The organism is Stieleria magnilauensis (assembly GCA_007753675.1).
GTDB classification, from domain to species: domain Bacteria; phylum Planctomycetota; class Planctomycetia; order Pirellulales; family Pirellulaceae; genus Stieleria; species Stieleria magnilauensis.
Genome location: CP036432.1, coordinates 1256566 through 1278475, shown reverse-complemented (window position 1 = coordinate 1278475; position 21910 = coordinate 1256566). Strand labels below are relative to the sequence as shown.

At 59.0% G+C, this 21910-nt stretch carries 17 protein-coding genes; 8 read left to right on the top strand and 9 right to left on the bottom strand.

The window, feature by feature from the left end; translation table 11 throughout:
• Window positions 1-96: 96 nt before the first annotated feature.
• Window positions 97-1374: a DUF1552 domain-containing protein gene (locus TBK1r_RS04655; RefSeq protein WP_145207746.1), complete on the bottom strand. Its 1278-nt coding sequence runs from the start codon at window positions 1372-1374 to the stop codon at window positions 97-99.
• 7 nt (window positions 1375-1381) lie between these two features.
• Window positions 1382-3769: a DUF1592 domain-containing protein gene (locus TBK1r_RS04650; RefSeq protein ID WP_145207745.1), complete on the bottom strand. Its 2388-nt coding sequence runs from the start codon at window positions 3767-3769 to the stop codon at window positions 1382-1384.
• A 177-nt stretch (window positions 3770-3946) separates the two neighbouring features.
• Between TBK1r_RS04650 and msrA the strand changes: the two genes are divergently transcribed.
• Complete coding sequence (gene msrA, locus TBK1r_RS04645; protein ID WP_145207744.1) at window positions 3947-4456, top strand: peptide-methionine (S)-S-oxide reductase MsrA; 510 nt, start codon at window positions 3947-3949, stop codon at window positions 4454-4456.
• A gap of 718 nt (window positions 4457-5174) precedes the next feature.
• Here the strand turns inward: msrA and TBK1r_RS04640 are convergent.
• On the bottom strand, window positions 5175-5684 hold the full coding sequence (locus tag TBK1r_RS04640; RefSeq protein ID WP_145207743.1) for a transposase: 510 nt from the start codon (window positions 5682-5684) through the stop codon (window positions 5175-5177).
• Window positions 5685-6090: 406 nt separating this feature from the next.
• Entirely contained in the window at window positions 6091-7800 is a 1710-nt protein-coding gene (locus tag TBK1r_RS04635) for an IS1182 family transposase (RefSeq protein WP_419580133.1), read from the bottom strand.
• Window positions 7801-8647: 847 nt separating this feature from the next.
• Between TBK1r_RS04635 and TBK1r_RS04630 the strand changes: the two genes are divergently transcribed.
• Both TBK1r_RS04630 and TBK1r_RS38265 read left to right on the top strand, forming a co-directional pair.
• A complete protein-coding gene (locus TBK1r_RS04630; RefSeq protein ID WP_145207741.1) occupies window positions 8648-8911 on the top strand; it encodes a BON domain-containing protein in 264 nt (87 codons plus the stop codon).
• A 123-nt stretch (window positions 8912-9034) separates the two neighbouring features.
• Window positions 9035-9274, top strand: coding sequence for a hypothetical protein (locus tag TBK1r_RS38265; protein ID WP_419580970.1), 240 nt, complete (start codon window positions 9035-9037; stop codon window positions 9272-9274).
• Window positions 9275-9342: 68 nt separating this feature from the next.
• Here TBK1r_RS38265 and TBK1r_RS04625 read toward each other — a convergent pair whose 3' ends face one another.
• From TBK1r_RS04625 to aceE, 5 genes are all read right to left on the bottom strand, one after another.
• Window positions 9343-9822: an ExbD/TolR family protein gene (locus TBK1r_RS04625; RefSeq protein WP_145207740.1), complete on the bottom strand. Its 480-nt coding sequence runs from the start codon at window positions 9820-9822 to the stop codon at window positions 9343-9345.
• Window positions 9819-10256 (bottom strand): ExbD/TolR family protein, encoded by a 438-nt coding sequence (locus tag TBK1r_RS04620; protein ID WP_095742184.1) that lies wholly within the window; start codon window positions 10254-10256, stop codon window positions 9819-9821. Before TBK1r_RS04620 ends, TBK1r_RS04625 begins: the two co-directional genes overlap by 4 nt.
• A complete protein-coding gene (locus TBK1r_RS04615) occupies window positions 10253-11104 on the bottom strand; it encodes a MotA/TolQ/ExbB proton channel family protein (protein ID WP_145222028.1) in 852 nt (283 codons plus the stop codon). Before TBK1r_RS04615 ends, TBK1r_RS04620 begins: the two co-directional genes overlap by 4 nt.
• Before the next feature lie 394 nt (window positions 11105-11498).
• Window positions 11499-12968 (bottom strand): 2-oxo acid dehydrogenase subunit E2, encoded by a 1470-nt coding sequence (locus TBK1r_RS04610; protein ID WP_145207739.1) that lies wholly within the window; start codon window positions 12966-12968, stop codon window positions 11499-11501.
• 89 nt (window positions 12969-13057) lie between these two features.
• Window positions 13058-15787: a pyruvate dehydrogenase (acetyl-transferring), homodimeric type gene (aceE, locus tag TBK1r_RS04605; protein WP_145207738.1), complete on the bottom strand. Its 2730-nt coding sequence runs from the start codon at window positions 15785-15787 to the stop codon at window positions 13058-13060.
• A gap of 482 nt (window positions 15788-16269) precedes the next feature.
• On the opposite strand from aceE, the gene TBK1r_RS04600 reads away from it, so the two are divergent.
• The 5 genes from TBK1r_RS04600 (at window position 16270) to TBK1r_RS04580 (ending at window position 21907) form a co-directional block, all read left to right on the top strand.
• Window positions 16270-17073: an SDR family NAD(P)-dependent oxidoreductase gene (locus tag TBK1r_RS04600; protein WP_419580969.1), complete on the top strand. Its 804-nt coding sequence runs from the start codon at window positions 16270-16272 to the stop codon at window positions 17071-17073.
• 89 nt (window positions 17074-17162) lie between these two features.
• Window positions 17163-18167 carry an AAA family ATPase gene (locus TBK1r_RS04595; protein WP_145207736.1) on the top strand — a complete coding sequence of 335 codons (1005 nt, stop codon included), beginning with the start codon at window positions 17163-17165 and terminating at the stop codon, window positions 18165-18167.
• Window positions 18168-18534: 367 nt separating this feature from the next.
• A complete protein-coding gene (locus tag TBK1r_RS04590; RefSeq protein WP_145207735.1) occupies window positions 18535-19599 on the top strand; it encodes a PstS family phosphate ABC transporter substrate-binding protein in 1065 nt (354 codons plus the stop codon).
• A gap of 134 nt (window positions 19600-19733) precedes the next feature.
• Window positions 19734-20681, top strand: coding sequence for a phosphate ABC transporter permease subunit PstC (gene pstC, locus TBK1r_RS04585; RefSeq protein ID WP_145207734.1), 948 nt, complete (start codon window positions 19734-19736; stop codon window positions 20679-20681).
• Window positions 20678-21907, top strand: coding sequence for a PstA family ABC transporter permease (locus TBK1r_RS04580; protein WP_145207733.1), 1230 nt, complete (start codon window positions 20678-20680; stop codon window positions 21905-21907). The genes pstC and TBK1r_RS04580 overlap by 4 nt, the downstream gene beginning before the upstream one ends.
• Window positions 21908-21910 lie beyond the last annotated feature (3 nt).

The window sequence follows — 21910 nt, the reverse complement described above, 5'->3', positions numbered from 1 at the left end:
ATTCCCGCCGATTCAGGCGACCGGCATGCACAGCATGCCCTACTTCAAGAGGAACATCGCGTTGATTGCGGAGTCTCGATTCGATCAACCGGCCCTTTAGGCCAGTTCCAGTCCCGTCATCGTGCTGGTGCTGGTCGAGAAACGGTCGTGGTGCAATCCCAATCGGTGCAACGCGGACAGATACAGATTGGGCAGGGGGTAATTGTTCTTGGTGTCGAACGCCAGGTGCTGGCCGTGCTTGAACCCGCCGCCGGCAAACAGCACGGGCATGTTCTTGTTGTCGTGACTGGATGCGTTGCCCAGGTTGGATGTCAACAACACCATCGTCTGATCCAGCAGCGTGCCGGACGATTCCTGGACCGTCTTGAGCTTTCGAACGAAATCGGCCCACTCGGCGAGCAGCGCGTTTTCGAGAATCGCGAGCTGCCGCAGCTTTTCCTCGTCCTGGCCGTGGTGGCTGAGCGCGTGGTGCGCCTCGGTGACCCCGTCGAGTTCGACTTTGCCGCCATTGCCCAAGTGCAATGTCATGAAACGCGTGGAATCGGTTTGCAGCGCCAACGCCATCACGTCGAACATCGCCCGCTGTTTTTCGATCCCGTCAGAAACCGATTGGGCAAGCGATTCGGGTTTGCTGACTTGTGGTTTCGGGCGATTGATCCAAGCCTGATTGGCGGCGAGTCGTTTCTCCAACTCGTTGACAGCCGTAAAGTAGTTGTCCAATTTGTCGCGATCACCGGCTCCCAGCGTCCGTTGCAACGACTTCGCTTCTTCGGCGACCAGATCCATGACCCGGCGACCGTGTCGCATCCGCGCCGAATCTCGTTTGCGAACCGCCGGGGCGTCGGCGACAAACAGTTGCTCGAACAACCGCAACGGCGACATTTCCGGCGGAATCATCGCGCCGTTTTCAGTATACGAAGGACTCGAATTGTCCCCCGAGGCGTTGAGCACCAATGAGGGGAACCGTGTTTGGTCTCCCAAGTGCTTGGCCATCAATTGATCCAGCGACACCGAATTGCGAAAGTTCGCATCCGATCGACTCAGCGGTGCAGCGGTCAGGATCGTTCCTTCGGCGCGGTGTCCGCCGGCGACCTGCGGGTGAGACACGCCCGAGCACACCGTCATCTCGGGCAGAATGTCCGCGATCTCCGCCAGGTAGGGTGACGGCGTGTAGTTGAAACCGGACTGTTTCGGGAACAGGTTCGGACCGTGCAAGCCGAGGCCGAGGCTGAAGCTGACAAAGCGTCGAGGGGCTTCGGTTTCGGCGGCACTCGCGATCGCCGGCACCATCGCGTCGAGAAACGGCAACCCGACGGCCAGCCCCGAGCCTCGCAGCACCGTGCGTCGATCGAGTTTTGTATTGGTGAACTTCATGACGGGCCTACTTGGTGAGAAAGATCGGGCTGTCGACGACCGCTTGGATCAGCGAGCGGATGCCGTAGCGTTGGGGTTGGGTCTGATCAAGAATGGCTTCGATCACCCGTCGGTCGCTAAAGGAAACCGGCGCACCGGTCGAATAGGTGACCAACTGATGCGTGAAGTTTCGCGCGATCTGCTCGGGGTCTCGCAACACAATTTGCTTGAATTGCTCGATGTCCTCGAACGCTTCGCCCTTGGCGGTTTGGTGATGCGGATCGACCGGCAATCCTTTCCGGGCGGCTTTGGAGTTACGATACCGCGTCCTCCAACCACCGATCACATCGTAGTTTTCCAGTGCGAAGCCCGGCGGATCGATCTTGATGTGGCAGGCCGCGCAGGACGTTTGATCGCTGTGCTTGGCGAGTTGATCACGGATCGAGACCGCGCCGCGGATGTCGGGCTCGATCGCCGGGACGTTGTCCGGTGGCGGAGGGATTTCGACGCCGAGGATGCGTTCATTGATGAACGCGCCGCGGACCACCGGTGAGGTGGTGGTGCCGTTGGCGGTGACTTTCAATATCGAGCCTTGAGTGATCAATCCGCCGCGATGGTGTTCGGGGGCCAACGACACTGTCTGGACATTCTGATGATGAACCCCTGGAATATCGTAATGTTTCGCCAATCGTTCGTTCAACATCGCGAAATCGGAATCGACGATGTTTGCCGCCGGCAGATCGTCGCGAATTAATGTTGCCAGAAACGCGTGGGTCTCGTCGATCATCGACTGCTGAAGCGTCTCGTCAAATTCGGGATACAGTCCCGCGTCGGGCGACGTGAAATCGATCTCGCGAAGGTTCAGCCACTGATCGGCCAACGCGTCGACCAAGGCCTCGGCACGGTCGTCGTTGAGCATGCGTTGGACATGATGACGACGAGTTTCCGGTTGGGTCAATTCACCGGCATCGGCCGCCGCCATCAGCGTCTGGTCGGGCATCGTCGACCACAAGAAAAAACTCAATCGCGACGCAACCGCATGGTCATCGAGTTCGCCGGGTGTTTCGGTGAGAAACAGGAAACGGGGCGAACAAAGGATCGTGCGGTAGCCGCGTTTCAGTGCTTCCCGCGGCCCGATCCCCGCCGCCAAGTCCTCGTCGACCAACGCCAAGTAGGGCAAGAGCGCTTGATCGGTCAGCGGACGGCGAAAGGCCCGCGTCGCGAACCGCTTCATCAACGCGGCGATCTCGTCACGCGACAGGTTCTGATCGATCGTTGTCTCACTGAACAATAATTGGGCGACCTGTTCGCGCGGTGGTGCCTTGTGAATCGATTCCATCGTGATTGATGAATACGCTAGTCCCGGTACCTTGGGCAGTGGGCGTTTGTCGCGAGCGCTCCCTCGGTAATTGTTCAGCCCCGTGCCACGCACGCGTTCGACCGTATGGTCCGAGGGGCGTGCCTCGATCAGATGCCCTTTGCGGATCCACGCCTCGAAAGTTTGGTCGCGGGGCTGTTCATCGGCACGAAAGATACCGGCCAAGAACATCATCGGCGCGTGGGCAAAGCCGACGCCGGTTCGGACCGTGCACCAGACGCCTTCGCCCGGTTGGATGTTCACCGCGTGAGCATCATGAAGCGTGATGCGATACCATCCGGTGCGGCGGACTTCCGTTTCCGGAACACGTCCGTGGTAGATCAGGGTGGCCGACCAGGCAATCGTTTTGTCGCCGACATGCCAAGGGTCACGTTGTCCGACTTGACGCCCCAGTTCCGCACTGGTGAAGGTGTGGCGGAACGGCTTCGCATCCCCGTCCAAGGCACGGCGAAATGCTTCGTCGAGCGATGCGTCGGCGGCGTCGAGGTACTTCTCCATCAAATGAAGTGAGATCTGTTGCGTCTGAGCAACAGTGGCAAAACCGTCGTGATACGTGTCCTCAGGGAGAAACTCTTGCAGCGGAATATCGATGCCGAGCAGGTCTTGCATCGTGTTTTCGTATTCGGTTCGATTCAGCCGCCGCGAACGCACCCGTCCGAGCGTCCGCGTTTGTTGCTGTAGCGTTTGATGAATCGGCGCGGCGATGGCGGCCAAAAAATCTTCCCGCGGCTGTTGGTCGGGAACCTCTGCGTCTTGGGGAGGCATTTCGCCGGATTGAACCCGGTCAAAAATCGTCACCCAGCGTCGCAGATTGGACGCGTCGGCGGGTTGGAACTCCAGTTCGGCCAGATTCAGATCGCCTTCTTGCGTGTACCCATCGTGACAATCCACGCAGTACTGCTGAACGAATTCGGTTCGCGCGGCATGCGGAGCGTCAGTCGGAAGGTTGGGATCGGCGGCGATCAGGCTGGCAGCGGCTGCCAGGCTCAATGCCAGCAGCAAACCCATGCGGACGCACGGGGAGGCGGGAGTATTCATTCCCTGATTTTACCACCCGATAGCGGTTCTCCAATACCCGATTTTGGTCCCATGTGCACTGTTCTGGCCCGATATAATCGATGCATAGGCGATGCCCTCGGCGTCAGGACCGATGCCGAGACAGAGATGTGATCAATCGGACGAGTATTGTCGTCCACGAAAAAGGGAGCCATGACGATGACAGAACGAGCGGTTTTAGCAGGCGGATGCTTTTGGGGCATGGAAGATCTGTTTCGCAAACAACCCGGTGTCGTGTCGACGCGATGCGGCTACACCGGCGGGGACGTCGACAACGCCACCTACCGAAACCACGGCACACACGCCGAAGCAATCGAAGTGGTTTTCGACCCCAGCGAAACGAGTTTTCGAAAGCTATTGGAATTTTTTTTCCAGGTCCATGACCCGACCACGGTGAACCGGCAGGGCAACGACCGCGGCATGTCTTATCGCTCCGCGATTTACTTTACCAACGACGAACAACAACGCACGGCCTTGGAAACGATCCAAGAAGTCAACGCGTCGGGGATTTGGCCGGGCGAAGTCGTTACAGAAGTCGAACCCGCCGGTGACTTCTGGGAAGCCGAACCGGAACACCAAGACTACCTGCTGCGCAATCCAGGCGGATACACCTGTCACTTCATCCGCCCCGACTGGGTGTTACCGAAAAAGACCGAAGCGAATTCGTGATGGGGTGCCGCACGAGCACACGGTTTGGCAAGACGTTCGGCTCGGTTGTTAGCGGCAGGGCGCGAGCCCTCCGATCTGGCGCGCCGCCCTGTGGCGGCACCGGACGGCTCGCGCCGTTCCGCTACCATGACACTCCGATCGGTTGTTAGCGGCAGGGCGCGAGCCCTCCGGTCTGGCGCGACGCTTTGCGGCGGCACCGGACGGCTCGCGCCGTTCCGCTACCATGACACTCCGATCGGTTGTTAGCGGCAGGGCGCGAGCCCTCCGGTCTGGCGCGAAGCCCTGTGGCGGCACCGGACGGCTCGCGCCGTTCCGCTACCATGACATTCCGCTCGGTTGTTAGCGGCAGGGCGCAAGCCCTCCGGTCTGGCGCGCCGCCCTGCGGCGTCACCGGACGGCTCGCGCCGTTCCGCTACCATGACACTCCGATCGGTTGTTAGCGGCAGGGCGCGAGCCCTCCGGTCTGGCGCGAAGCCCTGTGGCGGCACCGGACGGCTTGCGCTGTTCCGCTACCATGGCTTCGTTCCCTTGTTAGCGGCAGGGCGCGAGCCCTCCGGTCTGGCGCGACGCCCTGTGGCGGCACCGGACGGCTCGCGCCGTTCCGCTACCATGACACTCCGATCGGTTGTTAGCGGCAGGGCGCGAGCCTTCCGGTCTGGCGCGAAGCCCTGTGGCGGCACCGGACGGCTCGCGGCGTACCGCTACGATCCGCTTCGCGTTACAAAAAACTCGCTTTCGAGCCACCTGCGTCTTGGGCTTCCAACGTGTACTCGATTGCTGCTGCGAGCGAGTCTTCATCGAACAGAAATTTCACGCTTCCCTTTCGTGTCCACCAATGTTCTCGAAGGTAATTTCCTGTTTCACCCAGTTTCTGCTCCCGCTCCTTCAACCGTCGTTTTCCCCAAGATTTTAGCTGATCTCGCACGAGTTCGCCGTCGCAATTCGCTGCCGACACAACAACATGGCAATGGTTTGATCGACAATTCACTGCGTGAAGGATCCATTTGCGTTTTACGCAATGCTCTGCGACAACGGACTCAACACTCCTTCGCTGCTCGGCATCGAGTTCAATGGCCGATTCAATCATTTGGTCACGGCACCAATCTGCCAGCCGAGGTTGTGGGACGTGATCACCTCGATGCCACTTTGTCCAGCCACGTTCATCACCCGGCATCCATGTTCCATAGCAGGTCCAAGTGATGAAGAACGCGATCGGATCGTCTTTCATGGTTGAAACTCCATGCATTTGTCGAAGTTAGTTGCGAGTCGACCGGTATTCATTTTAGCGGCTGTGAGGCAAAACGTGGGTGTGTTGTTAGCGGCAGGGCGCGAGCCCTGCGGTCCGGCGCGCCGCCGTGCGGCGGCACCGGACGGCTTGCGCCGTTCCGCTACCATGCGCTTCGTTTCCCTGTTAGCGGCAGGGCGCGAGCCCTCCGGTCTCCCGCGCCGCCGTGCGGCGGCACCGGACGGCTTGCGGCCTGTCGATTTAGTTCCTGGGGACGGTTGATTCGATTTTGGTTCCGGACGAGGCTTTTATGGTGCTATGCGGGGCATCCAGAGTCGTTGGTAAGCGTGTTGACGGGATCGTGGCGTTCGCTTGTGGCGGATTTCGTTCGAAATGCCCCCTATCTCCCCTAGTTTGCTGTTCCGAGCGATTGTGTCGCCGCGGCGGCGCGCAGCTTCGCCAAGTAACTCATGATTTTCTTCAGATTGAATCCGGTCGCCGCCCAGCGCCATTCTTGATTCACACCTGCGATACCTCGAAGCAGGAATCGCCGCATATCAAGCGTGCTCTTGATCACGGCGAAAGGCGTTTCACCGAAATGCTGACGACGAGAGTAAGCCTCTTTGGCTGCAGGCGTTTCCATTCGCGCACGCTGCCGACGTCGCGCTCCTTCATGCTCATCATGCATCGTCTCGCGACCACGTGGCGGGCCAGGCTTGCGACCACGTCGCTTGCCCGCTCGCTTGTCCGACGAGGTCGCTTCGCTGGACTCCTGGGACGATGCCTCGCTGCTGCTTGCCTCGTCTTTTGGCTTCACGTTCTTGCGACAACGCCCAGCCAGCGTGCAGCCCTCGCATTCAAAACAGGTGTAAACCTTTCGCTGCACCGGAGAGCCGTCGCCATGCGTCGTGTTCTCGGTCGTCCGATGTGAAAGCACTTTGCCTGCCGGGCAGTAATAGCAGTCGTTCGCTTCGTCGTACACAAACGCTGCTTTGTCAAATCGTTTGGTTTGTGGATTAACCGGCAACTGATCAATCTGATCGGCGGCAACGGGCTCAGTCAAATCCGAACGCTCGGCAGGGTTGTTCTCGCGATTGGTTTCGGCAAGCGGGCCAATCAGTTCGATCTGTTTTTCCTCAGCCGCAGTGAGGTTTTTGCCCGTCGTGTAAGCCGAGTCAGCCATGACTCGCTTAATGTCAATTCCAAAGTCGTTGGCCACACAGTCGACGATGGTGGCAAATTCGTGGTGTTCGACGTTGCCGATCAAGACGTCCGCCGCAACGATCAGGCCGCTCTGCGTTTCGGTCGTCGCCATCGGAGTAAAGTTGGCTGCGTAACCACCCTCCTTATTGGGAAGAATGCGACTGTCCGTGTCAGTCTTGGGTAACTGGGCGGGGCCCTTCGTCCCATTTTTCCTGCGGACTTCGTCCATCGCATTGACCGTCTCCAGATGAGCGGCCAGTTGTGAGCGGCGTGACTTCAAGTTGGCGACGGCGGCGGGGAGGCGGTCCGCCGAAACGTCCTGGCCGATGAGATCTTCGTCGCATGCGTCGTTGACTTCGAAGGTTTCCAGGGCCTCATCAATTTGCGCGTCAAGTTCTTCGAGTGCTTTGGCTAATCGTTTGGCCGTCCAAGTCTTGTATTTGTTGGCGTCAGCCAGGATGCGTGTGCCGTCGATGCACAGTTCCGAGAGATTGGCGATCCCCAGGTTGATCGCCAGCTTGACCATTTGTTTGAAGATGCCTTTGACTGCATCACTATTGTTTCGGCGGAAGTCGCTGATCGTGCTGTGATCGATGCGGCGACCGCTGCTAAGCCAGATAAAATCGATCGAATGCTTGAGTTCGTATTCAATGTTCCGGCTGGATCGGATTCGCCGAATCATGGCAAACAGCAGGATCTTTGCCATTACGCTGGGATGGATCGGCGGCTGACCGAATCCGCCGTTGTAGGCCGCCTCCCAATCAGTCCAGTCCATCTGATCGAGAATCTCGTCGACCAAGCGAACGGGATGATCCTGAGGGATGAGTTCCTCCAGGGCGGTGGGAATGAGGACCAGTTGCCCGCGTGGTGTAGGAGCTTCCTGCCAATAGCTGGTCTTGGGTTGTCTCTGGCTCACTGGGCAAGCCTCCCTGCGTGAGAAGTGAATCGCGACGACGATCCGCCAAGAATAGCAAACATCGTGACGATGCCTACTAAGCCACCTCCCCTCGTTTTGTGGATACACTAAACCGACAGGCCGCTTGCGCCGTTCCGCTACCATGCGCTTCGTTCCCCTGTTAGCGGCAGGGCGCGAGCCCTCCGGTCCGGCGCGCCGCCGTGCGGCGGCACCGGACGGCTTGCGCCGTTCCGCTACCATGCGCTTCGTTCCCCTGTTAGCGGTAGGGCGCGAGCCCTCCGGTCCGGCGCGCCGCTTTGCGGCGTCACCGGACGGCTCGCGCCGTTCCGCTACCATGCGCTTCGTTTCCCTGTTAGCGGCAGGGCGCGAGCCCTCCGGTCCGGCGCGCCGCCGTGCGGCGGCACCGGACGGCTCGCGCCGTTCCGCTACCATGGCTTCGTTCCCCTGTTAGCGGCAGGGCGCAAGCCCTCCGGTCCGGCGCGCCGCTTTGCGGCGTCACCGGACGGCTTGCGCCGTTCCGCTACCATGCGCTTTGCTAGAACGTCACTTGTTCTGGGTTGAATTCGACGATAGTGAAAGTCTCTTCAGTTGACGGCGACTGGGCATACTCTAGAATCGGCCCAATCGCGGTTGGCGACCAATCGTGATTCTCTCATCAAAGAAAGATTCTTGCGCCTGATGATCCGGGCACCTTGGGAAATTGTAGTCCCTGGAGAGTTCATCAACTGGCCGTAGCAAAACGGGCAACCGTTTCGCCCAACAGCATGACCGGCTTTGCTGTCGAATCGGCTTCGCTGCGGTAACGACTCATTCACGCAAGGAGATGATGATGTTATGCGCGCCACTTATGAAGGAGCAGAAACCAACGGTGCTAGAGAGTGACTTCAAACAAACGCAACCAGAAGAGCTTGAACAGATCTTGTTGCGGACGCTCGGCGAAAGTGGTCATACCCAACTCGCCAACGTCGCATGTGACTACTGCGACGGGCGAATCGTGCTGTCAGGGCGAGTGACATCGTATTACCTGAAACAATTGGCACAGGAAATTGTACGAAAGGTCGACGCCACAGCGCCGGTCGAGAACCGCTTGCGAGTGATCGTCCCCAAGTGATGGACCGAACTCGTCCGTCACCCTGCGTGTCTCGTTTTTTGTCTCGGGTTTGCGCTGTCCGACGCTTTGCGAATTCCCGCGGCGTCTCGTTCAGCGGTGTTTTTAAAACAACGGAGTGATCGCATGCCTCAACTGAAGTTCTGCAAGACGTGTCCGATCTGTGGACGCAAAAGCTTGATCCCCATCCACTGCCTCGGAAAAAGCATGACTTGCGGACATTGCCACGGTGATTTCCGGGCCATCGACACCACCGGCAGCAGCAAAGACGAATCGGAGTTGATGGATCGGGCGGACTCGCTGCTCGCCACCAGCAGCGATCCACACTGTACACCCACTCTCTCACGACTCCGATTGTCGATCTAAACCCGCGTCCGACGGCAATGCAATGCGGGCCAGACACTCGTCGCGAACGTGTCACGCCCGATCGTTGCTTAGCGTCGCGGCTTGGCGAACTTGATTTTTTCGATCAATTTGACGACTTGATCGGTGTCGTCTCGGTAGCCACTGACCGACGTGATCGCTTGGATCACGTAGGCATAGCGAAGGTTGTAATCGGTATCGATTTCGATCTCGGGGCCATCGGCATCTTCGGCCGGTTCGTCGGTTCCGACCAAGCCGATCACGTTGGCGCGGAGCTTGGTGAAATCGGTGCCGAGATTGATTTCGTTGAGCGACATCGATGTCAATTTTCCATCATTGTCGGCCCGCAGACGCAGTTTCAGTGGCAGGTCCGTGACGTCGGAGGTGGCATTGCTGTCACCGGCCAAGGGCATCCGGACGGTGAAGTCGCCTTCCATTTCGACGATTTTGAACGTCATCACAAAGAACACGAGCAGCAGAAACACGATGTCGATCATGCTGGTCATGTTCAACTCGTTCTTTTCGTGCTCGACCTCATGCCGCATTCTCATGATCGATCCTCCTTGGCGCGCAGCGCGAATTGCTCAAGTTGCTGATCTTGAGCGACGCGGATGATCTCTTGAACCTGGCCGGCCGCGACGTCTTGGTGACCACGTATGATCACGTTGGCGTCCTTGGGTGATTTCTTTTCGGCTCTCAAGACGGCCAGTTCACGGCGCAGTCCGGTGCTGAGCGTTTCGGTGGTGTAGCTGTCGCCGCCAAGAATGATCTCGCCGTCTTTGGCGACGTGCAAGATGATCGGAAACTCCAGCGGCTTTTCCGGCGGCTTGACCAATTGGCTGCTGGGCAACACGACCCGTTCGTTTGACTCGGTTTGCGAAAAGTTGATCAGCACCATGAAGAACGCGATCAACTGAAACGTCATGTCAATCATCGGAGTCAAATCGCCTTCGGCCAGGTTCGGCTTCTTGGACTTGACCTTCACTGCGCGCCGCCTCCGGGTTGAATGTCTTCAAAACGGCTCATCAAGTTTTCGCTTTGCACCCCGACTTCCAACAGCAACCGCGCGACCCGGTTTCGCAAGATGTTGTAGGCCGCGATGGCGGGGATGGCGACGGCCAAGCCGACCAGGGTGGTGAACAACGCGGTCGAAATCCCTTCGGCAAGCTGGGCCGGTTTGGGTGTTTGCGGGCTGGTGGCAATCACGCGGAACGATGCGATCATCCCTTGAACTGTCCCGAACAGGCCGATCATCGGGCTCAGGTTTCCGATCAGTGCCATGTAGCTCAATCGGTGCTCGAGCTTCATGCTCTCTTCTTCACCGACTTCCTGCATCCCTTCGATCGCTTTGTTGTAGCCCCGGGAGATCTTGGCCAGGCCGGCAGAGAGCACTTGGCCGAGGACCGATTCGTCGGTGCGAGCCATGTCGTAGGCTTCCTGAAACTGTTTCGCGTTGAGTTTCTCTTCAAAGCTTTCGATCAGTTCATTTGGGCACAGCGTCTCGCGGCGGGCGGCCAGCATGTTCATCACAAACAGCGAAACCAGTGTGACCGACAGCAGCAGGAAGATGATCAAATACGTGTAGCCGAGTGAATCGAGCACCCAGGTCAGCAGCGAATCCGATGGGGGCGGCGCTGTATCCCCGCCTCCGCCTCCGCCTCCGGGCGCGGCTCCATCCCCGATGACGCCTCCGCCGCCGGCGGGATCAGCGGCCGGCGCCGCAGCCTCTTCGCCGGGACCGGCGATGTCGGCGAATTCATCCATTGCCTCGTCTTGAGCCACCGCCATTCCAACCGGCCCCGAGACGCAAAACAGGACCGTGACGATCAACATCGCGGCCTTGACAACAACACTGGATCGGCTGGGGAGCCCAAGTACCTGGAGCGGGCCATACACGTTGGTCATCAACGACAATCTCCGAAAGAAAAGCTGGAAACTTGATGGGATAGTGGTGGGCAAACGACGCCTCAGGGCGCACACAGAGAAGCCCGACGGCGCCACGACACGACCTTAGAACAGAATAGTCTATCAGACGTGCTCAATCACCGGTCAACATCCTGCCGGAAACCGCAGTTTCGCGCTGGCCGCTGCCGCTCTAGTCGGCACGGCTCGCAAAACCCCGCAGCGTCCGATGCCCGCCCCATCGTCTTGGGCAGGGTGGATGAAGCATTAAACCACTAGGGAACTCTCGTTCCCCCAATGTCACCAACGGGATCGAAAATGGAGATCAGAATGCCAGCAGCAGACGGCTGGGCGCTTCCAACAGGCCGATCACATCATTGAGGAACCGTGCTGCGGTGCCGCCGTCGACCAGGCGATGGTCGTAGGAAAGCGAAAGCGGCATCATCAATCTCGGCTGGATCGAATCGTCGGGCATCACGACGGGCAGCTTGCGGCTGCGGCCGACCAGCAGAATCGCGACTTCCGGGATGTTGATGATCGGCGTGGAATACTGCCCGCCGATCGCACCCAAGTTACTGATCGTAAACGATCCGCCGCGGAGGTCGTTGACGGCAAATTGCCCGCTGCGCACTTTGCCGGCCATTTCGGCCAGTGTCCGCGTCACACCGGGAACACTCATCCGGTCGGCATCCTTCATCACCGGGACGACCAAGCCACGGTCGGTATCCACGGCGATGCCGATGTTGACGTAGTCTTTGTAGATCAACTGCTCGTTTTCTTGATCGATCGTCGCGTTGATCGCCGGGTGATGCTTCAGGGCCGTCGCAACCGCTTTGATCAAAAACGGCATCGTCGTCAATTTCAAACCTTGCTTGGCGTAGTCGTCCTTGCTGGTTTGGCGAAGATGTTCCAGTTCGGTGATGTCGGCGTCATCGAAATTGGTCACCCGGGGAACGTTCGACCAGCTGGCGTGCATCTGTTTACTGATCGTCTTACGAATCTTGCTCATTCGTTCGACGTGAATCGAGCCGAAGTCATCCATCGCCGGCGTGCCGGGTCGGTCGGACCCCAAGGCGGCCGCAGGTTCCGCGGCGGCGGCGGCGGGCGCCGCAGGGGTGGCGGCGGGTGGTGCAGCGGCAGCCTGGCTGGCGGCGGCTTGGCCCGCCGATTGGCTGGCGGCACGAACGGCCGCCAACACGTCGTCACGCGTGATGCGTCCGCCCTCGCCGGTTCCCGTCACCCGCGCCAAATCGACGCCGACTTCGCGTGCAAAGCGACGGACCGCCGGACCGGCCGGAATCACGCCGCCTTCGCCATCGGAATCGGCCGGCTCGACCGGTGCCGCAGCCGACGCAGCGGGTGCAGCAGCAGGTGCGGGGGCGGCAGCTTGGGCCGGCGGTGCTGCGGGAGCGGGAGCGGGAGTCGCCGCGGCAGGAGCGGGCGTCGACGCGACCGGGGCCGGTGGTTCGGGCGTTTCAGCCTTGGGCGGTTCTGCTTGGGGTGCTTCCGCCTTGGGGGTTTCCGGAGCGGGTTCGGCGGCCGGTGCCGCGGCGCCCGATTCGGCTTCGACTTCGATCAACACGCCACCGATCGGCACCGTGTCCCCTTCGCTGACCGCGATCTTTGAAACCTTTCCGCTGACCGACGAAGGGACCGGGACGGTCGCCTTGTCCGTCTCCATTTCAACGATGTCTTGGCCTTCGGAGATCACGTCTCCGACCGAGACGAACACTTCTAATACGTCACCGGATTCGATGCCGTCACCAAGATCGGGAAGGGTAACTTCAGTAGCCATAGATGGATTATCAGCGATAGGAGAGATCTAGCGCGAAGGCATCGTGCCCTCGCTCGGTCGAAGGATAAATTCAGATCAAAAACGATCAACTAAGCATAATACGGGTCGGGCTTGTCTGCGTCATAGCCGAGGTCATCGATCGCCTGTTTGACGTCGTTCGGTGAAAAGACGCCGGCCTTGGAAAGTCGGCTGAGCGTCGCGATCGTGATCGATTCTTTGTCGACTTCAAAGTGGCGACGCAGCGCTTCGCGGGTTTCGCTACGGCCCATGCCGTCGGTCCCCAAGACAAAGTAGTCGCCGGGGATCCAAGGCGTCAGTTGCTCGCCCAAGGCACGAACGTAGTCGCTGGCCGAGATGAACGGGCCTTCGACTCCATCGAGCACCTCTTCCAGGTAGCTCTTTTTCGGAGTCTCGGTGGGGTGCAACATGTTCCAGCGGTCACACGCGGCGGCATCGCGCCGGAGTTGCGTGTAGCTGGTCACACTCCAAACGTCGCTGGCAACGCCATATTTTTCGGCCAGTAACTCTTGTGCGGCAAGCACGCTATTGAGAATCGCTCCGCTGCCGAACAACTGAACACGAGCTTTCGCCTTGTCGACGTCTCGGCTGCGGTATTTGTAAATGCCTTTGACGATTCCTTCTTCGCATCCTTCGGGCATTTCCGGATGCGTGTACTCTTCGTTCTCGCTCATCAGGTAATAGATGCACTGCTCACCCTCGGCGTACATCTTCTGCAAGCCTTCCTGGATGATCACGACCGCTTCGTAGGCGAACGCGGGATCGTAGGACCGCACGGTCGGGAAGGCGATCGCGTTGAGCAAGCTGTGCCCGTCCTGGTGCTGCAGGCCTTCGCCGTTGAGCGTGGTTCGGCCAGCCGTTCCGCCGACCAGGAATCCCTTGGCTCGCATGTCGGCGGCGGCCCAGATCAGGTCACCGATGCGTTGGAAACCGAACATGCTGTAGTAGATGAAGAACGGAATCATGTTGACGCCGTGACAGCTGTAGGCGGTTCCGGCGGCATTGAAGCTGGCCATCGACCCCGCCTCGGTGATGCCTTCTTCCAAGATCTGGCCGTCTTGGGCCTCTTTGTATTTCTGCAGAATCGCCGAATCGATCGGTTCGTACAGCTGCCCGGCGTGGGCGTAGATCCCGAATTGGGTGAACATCCCTTCCATCCCAAACGTCCGCGATTCATCCGGAACGATCGGCACCATGAATTTGCCAATCTTCTTGTCGCGGCACAGGGCGATCAGCGTTTGAACCACGGCGAACGTCGTGCTGATGCTTTTGTTTTCCAGCCGCTTGATCGTTTTCTGCATGTCGGCCAGCGACGGAACTTCCAGCGTCGGATGCTCGGTCGGGCGAGAGGGCAGGTAGCCGCCCAAGGCCTTGCGCCGCTCGTGCAGGTACTTGATTTCGTGGCTGTTTTCCGGCGGCTTGTAGAACGGCGTGTTGACGACTTCATCGTCGCTGATCGGAATCCCGAACCGTGATCGGAATTCCAGCAACTCGGCTTCGTTCAGTTTTTTCTGGTTGTGGGCGACGTTGCGACCTTCGCCGGCTTCGCCCAAACCATAGCCCTTGATCGTCTTGGCCAACACGACGGTCGGCTTGCCGTTCTGCAGGCTGACGGCTTTTTGATAGGCCGCATTGACTTTCTCGGGATCGTGCCCGCCGCGTCGCATCTTTTCCAGCTTTTCGTCGCTGTAGTTTTCGACCAGCTTGAGCAGTTCGGGGTACTTGCCGAAGAAGTGTTCGCGAATGTAGCTGCCCGGCATCCCGGTGTACTTCTGGTACTGACCATCGACGACCTCGCCCATCCGCTTGACCAGCAATCCGGTGGTGTCGCGGGCGAGCAGTTCGTCCCACTCGCCGCCCCAGATGACTTTGATCACGTTCCAGCCGGCACCGCGGAAGATCGATTCCAATTCTTGAATGATCTTTCCGTTTCCGCGGACCGGTCCGTCCAATCGTTGCAGATTGCAATTGATGACGAAGATCAGGTTGTCCAGCTTTTCTCGCGAGGCCAATCCGATCGCGCCGAGTGTTTCCGGTTCGTCGCATTCACCGTCACCGAGGAACGCCCAGACCTTTTGACCGCTGGTGTCTTTGATCCCGCGATCGCGCAGGTATTCATTGAATCGGGCCTGGTAGATCGCCATGATCGGTCCCAGCCCCATGGAGACCGTCGGGTACTCCCAAAAATCGGGCATCAACCAGGGGTGCGGGTAGCTGCTCAGCCCGCCTTCGGGTTCCAGTTCGCGTCGAAAATTGATCAGTTTTTCTTTGCCCAATCGGCCTTCCAGGAAGGCTCGAGAGTACATCCCCGGTGACGCGTGGCCTTGGAAGTAAACCGAATCACCGCTGTATCCGTCTTCGCCGCGGCCTTTGAAAAAGTGATTGAAGGCGACTTCGTAGAGCGTCGCGCTGGAGGCAAAGGTACTGATGTGACCGCCGATTCCCCCGCCGCGCTTGTTGCCTCCGACGACCATCGCCATCGCGTTCCAGCGGATGATCGATTTGATGCGTCGTTCCAAATCACGGTTGCCCGGATAGGCCGGCTCGTCATGGACCGGAATGGTGTTCAGATACGGCGTGGTCGTGTCGGCGGCCGCTTGGACGCCTTGCTCGGCGGCGCGGTCACGGAGTTTTTCGAGCAGAAAACGAACTCGGTCATGACCTTTGCTCTTAAGCACATATTCGAGCGACGAAAGCCACTCCTTCGTTTCTGAAGCATCAATGTCGACTTCAGCGTTCCGCTCAAGTTCGCCAAGTTGCTTCTTCACTTCATCCTGGGCGATCATCTTCGAGTCGTTCATACAAGCAAGTTCCCTGAAGGCAAGTTCACAAATCGAATCAGCGGTCGCGCTGACCGTTTCAAGTCAGCGACCGAATCATTCGGCGGGTCGTTCCACTCTTCGGCGTCTCAAACGCACAATGTTCACTCCGATGGTAATCCAGGCGGGTGATATTGATTCTTCACAACAACCGAAGCGTTACGGTAACTCGAAGGCCACCGTTGATCCAATTTGAAGAGTTTATGGCATTTGTGCAGCCCCAAAAGGGTAGCCGCCGGGGGCTTGCGACGACAAGGGCCTGGCGTTAATACGTGGTCCTGGCGTCCATTGTGGCGGACAGACAGGGGCAGCAATTGCCACTGCGACTTTTTAGCTTCCGACGGCCCAGTGAACAAACCCCCTCCACAGGGCTGTCACCGCCGTCAATTTTGCCTATCGAAGCGATTCGAGCATCCCCGGTCCGATCCGCCCAAATCATGCAAGTGTGCCCCTTCCGAGCTGTCGTGACCGGTGCTTCCTCGGGGATCGGTCGTCAGATCGCGATCGGACTGGCGCGACAACACGGATCGCACCGCTCTGAGGCACGCTCGGCCGACCGTGAAACCGCCGCAGCAAAATTGGTGATTCATTTCCGCAAGAACCAGCGCGGCGCAGAAGAAACGGCCGCTGCGGTCCAAGCGCTCGGCGCGACGACCTGTCTGGTTCAAGCCGACATCTGCCAATCGCAGCAGCGGCAACGGTTGGTCGACGAGAGCTGGGACTTTCTCGGCCCGCCGACCACTTGGGTCAACAACGCTGGTGCAGACGTCCTGACCGGCGAGTTCGAAAACGAATCGTTCGCCGAGAAACTGCGGCGGCTGATCGAAACCGATGTCCTGGCGACGATCGATCTGAGCCGCCAAGTGATCCGGCGCTGGCGTCAAGACATTTCCGGCAGCGAAGCGCAGCCGCCGTCGATGACGTTTATCGGTTGGGACCAAGCGCCCCTGGGCATGGAAGGCGACGCCGGACAAATGTTCGGTCCGGTCAAAGCCGCGGTGATGGCGTTTGCCAACAGCGTCGCGCAAGAGGTCGGCCCGACCATTCGAGTCAACACGGTCGCCCCCGGTTGGATCAAAACAGCGTGGGGCGAAACAACGGATTCGTACTGGGACGGCCGGGCTCGGCGGCAATCGTTGATGAATCGCTGGGGGACGCCCGAAGACGTGGCCCGGGCGGTGTGTTTCGTCGCCGATCCGGACAACACGTTTTGCAACGGACAGACGATTCAAGTCAACGGCGGCTGGAGCCGGACACACCCGCGCTGAATTCGTTAGACTGCTCCACTGACGCGCCCGGGACCGTTGACGCGACCGGGCGACGACTCCACCAACGTTTTTCTCCTCTTGAGTGATTTATGACCAGCGCTGACGAATCGACCCAAGCGAAAGCCGACCACTTTCGCGAGCGTTATGAACAAGTTCGTGAAATGATCGGCCGCGTCATCGTGGGGCATGACGACATCGTCCAGGGTGTGTTGACGGCGATGCTGTGTGGCGGCCACTGCTTGCTCGAAGGTGTGCCGGGGCTGGGCAAAACGATGCTGGTGCGAACGTTGTCCGAAGTGTTGGATTTGGATTTCAATCGAATCCAATTCACCCCGGACTTGATGCCGGCAGATATTTTGGGAACCAACATGATCGTCGAATCCGAAGACGGTCGACGTCAGTTTCAATTTCAACGCGGACCGGTCTTCACCCAGATTCTGCTCGCCGACGAAATCAACCGCGCGACGCCCAAGACGCAGTCCGCGATGCTGGAAACGATGCAGGAAGGCACGGTCACGGCCGCCGGGGCACGATACGAACTGGAACAACCGTTCTTCGTCTTGGCGACCCAGAACCCGATCGAACAAGAAGGCACCTATCCGCTGCCGGAAGCACAACTGGACCGGTTCCTGTTCAAGTTGGTCGTCGGCTACAGCAGCCGTGACGATCTCAACACGATCGTCGAACGAACCACGCGGGGCGAAAAACCGCAGATCGATAAGGTGATGGATGGGGCCGAGATCCGCGGGATGCAAACCATGGTGCGCGACGTCGTACTGACGCCTCCAATCCGCGACTACCTGGTCCGCCTGACACTGGCCACCCATCCCGACGGCGCCCATTCGGTCGATGCCACCAATCAATACGTGCGTTGGGGCGCCAGTCCGCGGGGAGCCCAAACGCTGGCGCTTGCGTCGAAAGTCCGCGCCATCCTGGCCGGACGTTACAACGTCAGTTTCGAAGACATTCGCCGCGTCTATTTGCCGACGATGCGACACCGTGTCCTGCTGAACTTCGAAGCCCAAGCCGAGGGCATCGAAACCGATTCGGTGCTGTTGGAGATTCTGGAGAAAGTCCGCGAGTCCGCCGAATAGGGGGCCCGTCAGTGTCCTCCCTGCTCCGATGGGCATGAATTGCCGAATAGCGGTGAACATGCGACGAGAAAAGTGTGGAAAATCGACCGTTTTGTGCCCGCCATTCAGGTAGAAAACGGAGCGTGACTCGACGATTCCTGGGGAATTCGTCTGGCGTGGTCGATGTTCATCTAATCTTCACACGGGTAGCGTCCGCTAGACGGTCGTCAATTCCGACAGTCGCTGCTATCTTTCCGCGCATGGCCCACTTCGGGGCACGCTCTGTCGCTCCCTCAGGGATCGGCGGGCTTTTGAATCGCGACACGGGTTCCCCCCCAATCTTTAGCGGAGTTTTGCTGGGATGTTCCTCCAAATCACTTCTCGCCCGATGCCCCTGAATCGGAAACGAGCGATCGGCTGTTTTGCGTTAGTATCGAGTCTGCTGGTCGGAATGGTCGGATGCGGCAGCAAGACGGAAACGTCGACGACCGAATCGAGCGGCGCGGTCGCCGCGTCCAACCTGACCGGCACGATCAAAATCAACGGCAGCAGTACGGTGCAACCGATCGCCAACGCGGTCAAAGAGGAATTCGCCAAGCTGTATCCCGACGTCACGGTCAGCGTCGACGGGAAAGGCACTGGCAACGGATTCAAACTGTTCCAAGACAAAGAGACCGACATTTCCGACGCTTCGCGTCCGATCAAACCGGGCGAATTCGAAGCCTGCAAAGAAAACGGCGTCGCATTCATCGAGATCCCCGTCGCCTATGACGGACTGACGATCGTGATCCACCCCAAAAATGATTGGGTCGATACCCTGACGGTCGATCAGCTGAAGAAAATCTTTGTCGGCCCCGACGCGGCCAAGAAGTGGAGCGATGTGGACCCCAGTTGGCCAAACGAGACCATCGAGATCTTTGCCCCGGGAACCGGTAGCGGGACGTATGACTATTTCCGCGAAGTCGTGATCGGAAAATCCGAGGACGCGCTTCGAAACGACATGAATTTGAGCGAAGACGACAACGTCCTGGTCAACGGTGTCGCCGGAAACCCTTACGCGATCGGATTCTTCGGGGTGGCCTATTACGAAGAGAGCAAAGACAAGCTGAAGGCCGCAAAGATCGTCAACCCCAAGGACGAGAAAGCCTACTTGCCGACGCCGGAAAACATCGCCAGCGGAGCGTACGCACCGTTCAGCCGCCCGTTGTTTATCTACGTCAGCACCGCCTCGTTGCCCCGCGCCGAAGTTGCTACCTTTGTGTCGTACTTCCTAGAAAACGCGCCGAGTCTATGTGAACGCGTCGGCTACGTCCGCTTGCCCGACGAGATCATGCAGCGTGGCATGAAAAACTTGGACGAAGAGAATGCCGGAACCCACTACATCGATGCCGAAGGCAATTCGCGAAGTGGTGCGGTCGCTGACATCTATCAGCCGGAAAACTTGATCAAGTAGAACGAGAGACGTTTTGGCCGCGTCAGCCCCGTGGTGACGCGGTCCTTTGTCTCGACAATAGCGATGACAACCCGTGGTCGAAAACAACACCGCATCGTTCGACTCTTCCGCCAACCGAAACAGAGGGTGAACTGATGCCGCTACCTAAAGCGCTTCAAAATCGCGAGTTTCGGTCGACCCGCTCGGGTGCTTTCTCGGAACGTCTGATCGTGATTTCGCTGGCGTTGTGCGCCACGGCAACCGTGCTGATCACGGTCGGCATCATTTACATGCTGATCACGCAAAGTGCCGGCTTCTTTCGCAGCGAAGCGGTCACGATGTCGGGGTTTCTCACCGACACCGAGTGGACCGCATTGCAGAGCAAGGACTTGGCACAGGCCAAGTTTGGCATCCTGCCGCTGCTCAGTGGAACGTTCCGTGTGACGCTGATCGCGATGATCATCGCGTTGCCGCTGGGGTTGATCACCGCGATCTACCTGAGCGAGTTCGCATCGGCGAGAATCCGATCCTGGCTCAAGCCGACCTTGGAAATCATCGCCGGGGTGCCCACCGTCGTGCTCGGCTACTTCGCGATTCTTGTCATCAGCCCGTCGCTTCAATTGATCAGCGACGGCGCGTTCTCGACCTTCAATGCAACCGGCGCGGGGATCGCGGTCGGCATCCTCTGTCTGCCGATGGTGTGCAGCCTGTCCGAGGACGCGATGCGTGCGGTGCCTCGCAGCTTGCGGGAAGGCGCCTACGGACTCGGTTGCACCCCGTTTGAAACGTCTGTCAAAGTGGTTGTCCCCGCGGCGCTCAGCGGCATCATCTCGGCGTTCCTACTCGCCTTCAGTCGAGCGATCGGTGAAACCATGGTGGTCGCATTGGCCGCCGGAACCCTGCCCACGATGACCCTCGACCCGACGCAACAGGCTCAGACCATGACCGGGTTCATCGTGGAGATGATCAAGAGCGAAAGTGAATACGGGACCGTGCAGTACTACAGTCTTTACGCGGTCGCGGTGACGCTTTTCGCGATCACGTTTCTCATGACCCTGGGCGGCCAAATCATCCGCCGACGCTTCAAGGAGTCGTACCAATGAGCTCCATCCCTGACGCGATCGTCAACCAGGACGCAAAATTTTTGACCGACAACGCAAAACGGCGTAAGCGGCTCAGCCTGTGGTTCTATTTTCTCTGTGTCGCGATCGCGTTGATCAGTGTGGTCATCTTGATCGTCTTGATGGTTTCAATTTGGAGCCAAGGCCAGTCTCGGTTGTCCACCGATCTGTTGACGCGGGCCCACAGCGAATTGGAGATCGAGCGAAGCGGGATGTGGCCCGCCATCCTCGGTTCGCTGTTCGTCTGTGGCACCTGTGCAGTCGTCGCATTGCCGCTGGGCGTGGGAACGGCTGTCTTTTTGGAAGAGTTTCAACCGACGAACAAGTTGTTGCGGTGGATCCATGGATTCGTGCAACTGAACATCTCCAATCTCGCCGGCGTGCCATCGATCGTCTACGGGCTGCTGGGGCTGACCGTGTTCGTTTACATGTTCAACGTGTTCGGCCAGATTCGCGTCAACGAGTCGGCGGGCATGGAGATCATGGGATACAAGCACTTTTACCAGGTCCTGACGTTGGAACCGGGACACGTCGTGTTTGTGCCGCAATCGGATCCCACCAAGCGTCAGACCACGTTTGACGAGCCATTCCAAGCCGTCGATCCGGATGGCAATCCGATCAAGATCTCGATTTGGACGCCGGGGACTCCCAAGCCCTCCGACCCTGCGATTCGGCGTCAAACGGTTCGGGCCGGCGCCATCGGGGGGACGATCACCGAGCGAAACTGGTATTACTTTCGGCTCCCGTTCGACAAAAGCTTTTTATCCGGGGGGCTGACGCTCGCGCTGGTGATTCTGCCGATCATCATCATTTCGTCCCAGGAATCGCTCCGCGGGGTGCCGTCATCGCTGCGTGAAGCATCGATGGGCCTGGGGGCAACGACCTGGCAGACCGTCCGTGATGTCTGTTTGCCGGCCGCGTTACCCGGCATCATGACCGGCTCGATTCTGGCGATGGGACGGGCCATCGGCGAGGCCGCACCGATTCTGGTCGTGATGGGTGCCGCGGTGGCCAAGAGCAGCGGTCCCAAACACCTGATGGACGACGCGGTGACGATGCCGGTGCTGATTTTTAACTGGGCCGGACGCCAACAGGACGAGTTCAAGGAACTTTCTGCCGCCGCCATCATCGTCCTGCTGGTCATCTTACTTCTCTTGAACTCGACGGCGATCTATATTCGTCATCACGTCCAAAAAGCTCAATCTTGAACC

Coding starts and splice junctions, on each gene's coding strand:
- TBK1r_RS04655 (WP_145207746.1), bottom strand. CDS start 1,374: ATGAAGTTCACCAATACAAAACTCGATCGACGCACGGTGCTGCGAGGC.
- TBK1r_RS04650 (WP_145207745.1), bottom strand. CDS start 3,769: ATGAATACTCCCGCCTCCCCGTGCGTCCGCATGGGTTTGCTGCTGGCA.
- msrA (WP_145207744.1), top strand. CDS start 3,947: ATGACAGAACGAGCGGTTTTAGCAGGCGGATGCTTTTGGGGCATGGAA.
- TBK1r_RS04640 (WP_145207743.1), bottom strand. CDS start 5,684: ATGAAAGACGATCCGATCGCGTTCTTCATCACTTGGACCTGCTATGGA.
- TBK1r_RS04630 (WP_145207741.1), top strand. CDS start 8,648: ATGAAGGAGCAGAAACCAACGGTGCTAGAGAGTGACTTCAAACAAACG.
- TBK1r_RS38265 (WP_419580970.1), top strand. CDS start 9,035: ATGCCTCAACTGAAGTTCTGCAAGACGTGTCCGATCTGTGGACGCAAA.
- TBK1r_RS04625 (WP_145207740.1), bottom strand. CDS start 9,822: ATGAGAATGCGGCATGAGGTCGAGCACGAAAAGAACGAGTTGAACATG.
- TBK1r_RS04615 (WP_145222028.1), bottom strand. CDS start 11,104: ATGTTGATCGTCACGGTCCTGTTTTGCGTCTCGGGGCCGGTTGGAATG.
- TBK1r_RS04610 (WP_145207739.1), bottom strand. CDS start 12,968: ATGGCTACTGAAGTTACCCTTCCCGATCTTGGTGACGGCATCGAATCC.
- aceE (WP_145207738.1), bottom strand. CDS start 15,787: ATGAACGACTCGAAGATGATCGCCCAGGATGAAGTGAAGAAGCAACTT.
- TBK1r_RS04595 (WP_145207736.1), top strand. CDS start 17,163: ATGACCAGCGCTGACGAATCGACCCAAGCGAAAGCCGACCACTTTCGC.
- TBK1r_RS04590 (WP_145207735.1), top strand. CDS start 18,535: ATGCCCCTGAATCGGAAACGAGCGATCGGCTGTTTTGCGTTAGTATCG.
- pstC (WP_145207734.1), top strand. CDS start 19,734: ATGCCGCTACCTAAAGCGCTTCAAAATCGCGAGTTTCGGTCGACCCGC.
- TBK1r_RS04580 (WP_145207733.1), top strand. CDS start 20,678: ATGAGCTCCATCCCTGACGCGATCGTCAACCAGGACGCAAAATTTTTG.